The 5,511-nt window shown below is 59.8% G+C and carries 4 protein-coding genes; 1 reads left to right on the top strand and 3 read right to left on the bottom strand.

Annotated features, from left to right (window positions below):
* Nucleotides 1–136: 136 nt before the first annotated feature.
* Genes metH through metF form a run of 3 tightly spaced genes read right to left on the bottom strand, consistent with a single transcriptional unit; the run spans nucleotide 137 to nucleotide 4,768 of the window.
* Nucleotides 137–2,794, bottom strand: a complete 2,658-nt coding sequence (gene metH / locus QZ266_RS08935; protein ID WP_295694158.1) for a methionine synthase — start codon at nucleotides 2,792–2,794, stop codon at nucleotides 137–139.
* Between the two features lie 10 nt (nucleotides 2,795–2,804).
* Complete coding sequence (locus QZ266_RS08930) at nucleotides 2,805–3,863, bottom strand: homocysteine S-methyltransferase family protein (protein ID WP_295694155.1); 1,059 nt, start codon at nucleotides 3,861–3,863, stop codon at nucleotides 2,805–2,807.
* Complete coding sequence (metF, locus tag QZ266_RS08925; protein ID WP_295694154.1) at nucleotides 3,860–4,768, bottom strand: methylenetetrahydrofolate reductase [NAD(P)H]; 909 nt, start codon at nucleotides 4,766–4,768, stop codon at nucleotides 3,860–3,862. The genes QZ266_RS08930 and metF overlap by 4 nt, the downstream gene beginning before the upstream one ends.
* A gap of 248 nt (nucleotides 4,769–5,016) precedes the next feature.
* Between metF and QZ266_RS08920 the strand changes: the two genes are divergently transcribed.
* Nucleotides 5,017–5,511 (top strand): S-adenosylmethionine synthetase N-terminal domain-containing protein (locus tag QZ266_RS08920; RefSeq protein WP_295694151.1); only part of this gene is annotated, 495 nt, incomplete at its 3' end.

Below are 5,511 nucleotides of genomic sequence, written 5' to 3'. Positions count from 1 at the left end.
CGCCCGCCGACCGGTCTTGCCGACAATATCTCCGAAAAAGGCCAGGCGCATGAATTCACAAACTCCGTCAGACAACAGGCTGTCGGATATGGCGCATCACGGGTGGAAAGTCCAAGTCATGACTGATGCAGACGGCTCAGGATGCCGCTTCAACGCCGGGGACATAGTCCAGGATGGGAGCCAGACAGCGCTCGGCGTCGGCCAGGCTCCAACCCTTGCGACGGGCATAGTCTTCGACCTGATCGCGCAGGATGCGACCGACCGCAAAATAGTGGCTGTCCGGATGTGAGAGATAGAGGCCGGACACGGAAGAAGCCGGCGTCATGGCGAAGGAATTTGTCAGGCCGATCCCGGTTTTGGCTTCGGCATCGAGCAGCTGGAACAGGGTTCGTTTCTCGGTGTGGTCCGGCTGGGACGGATAGCCGGGCGCCGGCCGGATCCCGTCATAGGCCTCGGCGATCAGCTCGCGATTGGTGAAGGCCTCGTTGGGAGCATATCCCCAGTAATCACGGCGTACTTTCACATGCAGCCATTCCGCCGCCGCCTCAGCCAAGCGGTCGGAAAGCGCCTTGAACAGGATCGAGTTGTAATCATCCTTGTCGGCTTCAAAGCGGGCGAGCAGCTCGGCATTCTCGCCAGCCGTCACGGCGAACCCGCCCAGCCAGTCGCCATGCCCCTCAGGCGCCAGGAAATCAAACTGGCAGACATGCGGGCGATCATTGTCCTTGCTGGCCTGCTGCCGCAATCCATGGAAACGGGCCAATTCCTTGGCCCGATCGTCATCAGCAAATATGACCGCATCATCGCCCTCGCGATGCGCAGGCCAGAAACCGACAACGGCGCGCGGCTCGAGAAGCTTTTCCGAAACGATCCGTTCGAGCATGGCCTGGGCATCGGCGAACAGCGCCTTGGCTGCCTCACCACGTCTCGGGTCTTCGAAAATCCCCGGATAGCTACCCTTGAGCTCCCAGGTGAAAAAGAATGGCGTCCAGTCGATAAGATCGATCAGCTCGGTCAGGTCAGGCTTGAGCTCGGTCAGGCCCGGACGCACCGGAACCGGTGCTGAATATTGGTCCCAATCACAGGACCATGCCTTTTCCCGCGCGCGTTCCAGCGGGAGGCGCGCCTTCGCGGAACGGGCGGCCAGCCGGCGCTCGCGGATCTTCGCCAAGTCAGCCTTGACGTCCCGGGCATAGTCATCACGCTGGTCGGAAAGGAGTTTTGACACCACGCCTACAGCTCGGCTGGCATCGAGCACGTGCACGACCGGCGCGACCTGGATCGAGGGATCGATTTTCACCGCCGTGTGGGCAGGGCTGGTCGTCGCGCCGCCGATCAGGAGCGGAATTTCAACGTTTTGACGCTCCATCTCGGACGCGACGAAGACCATTTCATCCAGCGACGGTGTAATGAGGCCGGACAGGCCGATGATATCGGCGCCTTCACGCCGCGCAGTCTCCAGGATTTTCTCGCACGGCACCATCACACCGAGATCGATGACGTCATAGCCATTACACTGCAGCACCACGCCAACGATATTCTTGCCGATATCGTGCACATCACCTTTGACAGTGGCCATGACGATCTTGCCGTTCGACTTGCCCTTGTCGCCGCTCTTTTCCTTCTCGGCTTCCATAAAGGGAATGAGATGCGCCACCGCCTGTTTCATGACCCGGGCCGACTTGACCACTTGCGGCAGGAACATTTTGCCATCGCCGAACAGGTCGCCCACGACATTCATGCCGTCCATGAGCGGACCTTCGATGACATGCAATGGCCGCTCGAAGGTCTGCCGCGCCTCTTCGGTATCGGCGACGATGAACTCGTTGATACCGTTTACCAGGGCGTGGCGAATTCGGCCCGCAACAGCCGCGTCACGCCATTTCAGGTCACGGACCTTGGTTTTCCCGCCACCCTTCCCGCGATAGCGCTCCGCCGCTTCGAGCAGGCGATCCGTTGAATCATCGCGGCGATTGAGAATGACATCCTCGACCAGCTCGCGCAGCTCCGGCTCGATCTCATCATAGATGTCGAGCTGGCCAGCATTGACGATGCCCATATTCATCCCTGCCTTGATGGCATGGTAGAGGAAGACCGAATGCATGGCCCGGCGGACAGTCTCATTGCCCCGGAATGAGAAGGAAACATTCGAGAGCCCGCCCGAAACATTGCAGCCGGGCAAATTCTCGCGGATGCGCTTGGTCGCCTCGATGAAATCGACAGCGTAATTATTGTGCTCCTCGATCCCCGTAGCCACGGCGAAGATATTGGGATCGAAAATGATGTCCTCGGGCGGGAAACCGATCTCGTCGACCAACATCCGGTAGGCCCGCTCACAAATCTCGAATTTGCGCTTCGCGGTGTCCGCCTGGCCGGTCTCGTCAAACGCCATGACAACGACAGCAGCCCCGTAAGCCAAGCATTTTCCGGCCTGTTCGCGGAATGGCGCCTCGCCTTCCTTCAGGCTGATCGAATTGACGATCGCCTTGCCCTGGGTGTTCTGAAGGCCCGCTTCGATCACCTCCCATTTGGAGCTGTCGACCATGACCGGTACACGGGCCACGTCCGGCTCGCCCGCAATCATGCGCAGGAATCGGGTCATCGCCTCGACACTGTCGAGCAGTCCCTCATCCATGTTCACATCGATGATCTGCGCGCCATTCTCGACCTGCTGACGTGCCACCGAAACCGCTTCGGCGTAATCACCCTCGGTGATCAGCTTCCGGAATCGGGCCGAGCCGGTCACATTGGTACGCTCGCCGACATTGACGAAACTGGGTACGGATACAGACATGAATTGAGCCTCAGGATGCCAGTTCGAACGGTTCCAGACCGGCCAGGCGCATGGCGCGCTTGCGTTCGGCGGGATGACGCGGCTTTGCGGATTTGGCCGCTGCCGCGATGGCTCGGATGTGATCAGGCGTCGTGCCGCAGCACCCGCCGAGAATATTCACCAGACCGGATGATGCCCATTCGCCGACATGTGCGGCGGTCTGGTCCGGTGTCTCGTCATACTCGCCCATATCATTGGGCAGGCCGGCATTGGGGTAGGCGATGATCCGCGTATCGGCAACGCGCGATATCTCGGCGATATAGGGACGCATTTCGTCCGCCCCCAGCGCGCAATTCAACCCGATCGCCCACGGGCGGGCATGGCGCACGGAATACCAGAAGGCTTCGGCTGTCTGCCCGGACAGTGTCCGCCCCGAACGGTCTGTGATCGTGCCGGAAATCATGATTGGCACGACCTCACCGGACGCCGCCTGCAAATCCAGCAAGGCCTTGATCGCCGCCTTGGCATTGAGGGTGTCGAAAATTGTCTCGATCAGAAAGAAGTCGATGTAAGGCGACATCGCCTCGGCCTGCTCGTAATAGGCCGCGCGTACCGTGTCGAAATTGACGTCACGATGCCCCGGATCATTCACGTCCGGCGAGATGGAAAGGGTCTTGTTGGTCGGACCGATCGCCCCGGCCACACCGCGCTCGATACCGGTCTCAGCCGCCACATCGTCAGCTGCAGCCCGCGCCAGCCGCGCGCCTTCGCGCGCAATCTCCGGTGCGAGCGCCTGCATCTCGTAATCGGCTTGGGCGATCGACGTCGCGGAGAAGGTATTGGTTTCAACAATGTCAGCGCCGGCCTCGAAATAAGCGCGGTGGATAGCCTTCACGCTTTCCGGCGCCGTGAGATTGAGGATGTCGTTGTTGCCCTTGATGGACACGCCCCACTCGGCAAAACGCGCGCCACGATAGCCATCTTCATCAAGTTTGAGGTCCTGGATCTGCGTCCCCATTGCTCCGTCGAGAATGAGAATCTGATCCTTTGCGCGCTTCTCGAACGCCTGAATCCGGTCGGCACGGCTCATGAGGCGACTACCTCGCGTTCGCGCTCCCCGGCCTTCACGCCGAGCAGCTGACAGGTCGAAAGCGCAAGCTCAGCCCGGTTGAGCGTGTAGAAATGGAATCCGTCCACGCCACCACTGCGCAGCTTGCCGCACAGCTTCGCGGCCACATGGGCCGTGACCAGCTGGCGGGTCCCCGCATCCTCATCCAAACCCTCATAGGCCTCGTGCAGCCAGGTCGGCAGGCTCGCACCGCACAAGCCGGCGATGCGCTTGAGGCCCTTGAAATTGGGTTGAAGCATGATGCCCGGGATGATCGGTATGCTGATGCCCGAGCGGTCCGCGCGGTCCCGGAAGCGGAAGTAAATATCGGGATCGAAGAAAAATTGCGTGATCGCACGCGTCGCCCCAGCATCGATCTTAGCCTTGAGGAGGTCGATATCAAAATCCGGATCGGGGCTTTCCGGATGGGTTTCCGGATAACAGCCAACAGATATTTCGAAATCGCCGATCTCGCGAATCCCGCGAGCCAGTTCCGCCGCATTGGCATAACCACCCGCTGGCGGGACATACGCGCCACCGATGGCATTGGGCGGATCACCGCGCAATGCCACGATATGGCGAATACCGGACGTCCAGTATTGCCCGATCACCCCGTCGACCTCATCTCGCGTCGCATCCACACACGTTAGATGCGCCGCCGGGAGGATGGAGGTTTCCTCGACAATACGCTGGACAGTGCGATGGGTTCGGTCGCGCGTCGAACCGCCCGCTCCATAGGTGACCGAGACAAAATCCGGCTGCAGCGGCTCCAGACGGGAAATTGATTCCCAAAGGGTCGCTTCCATCGCGTCAGTCTTGGGCGGGAAAAATTCAAACGAAACCGCCAAGCCGTCTGCGCCTCCCTCTGTCTGTCCATCCGCACTCATGGGTCACCTTTCGACATTTCGCCCTGCGCCGCAGTCAATCAAGACCGTGTTTCGGCTATTACGGCCCTACGCATGATCACATAAAGATATCTTTATATGAAATGATTGGCTAGGGCCGATTTCGGCTATTCGGCAGCACGCGCGTCGCCATGCAGCAATTTTCCCTGCGAAGCGAACGAGACTTGCATCCGACCGCCACATCTGGTCTACCCAGCCATATAAAGATTTCCTTATATGAGGTTTCGACTGTGAGCCGTTCTTCCTACATCTTCACATCCGAAAGCGTTTCGGAAGGCCATCCGGACAAGGTCTGCGACCGTATTTCCGATACGATTGTTGATCTGTTTCTGGGCAAGGACCCGGAAGCCCGCGTGGCATGTGAGACACTGACCACTACCAATCAAATCGTTCTGGCAGGCGAAGTCCGCTGCGCGGCCGAGATCAATGATGACGAGATCGAGGCTGCCGCTCGCGCAGCCGTTCGCGATATCGGTTACGAGCAGGATGGTTTCCACTGGAAGACCTCAAATTTCCAGAACTTCCTGCACGAGCAGTCTGCCCATATCGCTCAAGGCGTTGATGCCAGCGGCGACAAGGATGAGGGCGCGGGCGATCAAGGCATCATGTTCGGCTATGCCTCCGACGAGACGCCGCAGCTCATGCCGGCCCCGATCACCTATTCTCACCAGATCCTCAAGCGCATGGCCGAGCTTCGCAAATCCGGCGAGCGACCGGAATTCGAG

The sequence above is a fragment of the uncultured Maricaulis sp. genome, assembly GCF_905480005.1.
Taxonomy (GTDB): domain Bacteria; phylum Pseudomonadota; class Alphaproteobacteria; order Caulobacterales; family Maricaulaceae; genus Maricaulis.
This window is presented reverse-complemented; position numbering and strand designations above follow the sequence as displayed.

What these genes read in the sequence shown, in the direction of transcription:
- metH (WP_295694158.1), bottom strand. Translation starts at nt 2,794, where the DNA reads ATGTCTGTATCCGTACCCAGTTTCGTCAATGTCGGCGAGCGTACCAAT.
- metF (WP_295694154.1), bottom strand. Translation starts at nt 4,768, where the DNA reads ATGAGTGCGGATGGACAGACAGAGGGAGGCGCAGACGGCTTGGCGGTT.
- QZ266_RS08930 (WP_295694155.1), bottom strand. Translation starts at nt 3,863, where the DNA reads ATGAGCCGTGCCGACCGGATTCAGGCGTTCGAGAAGCGCGCAAAGGAT.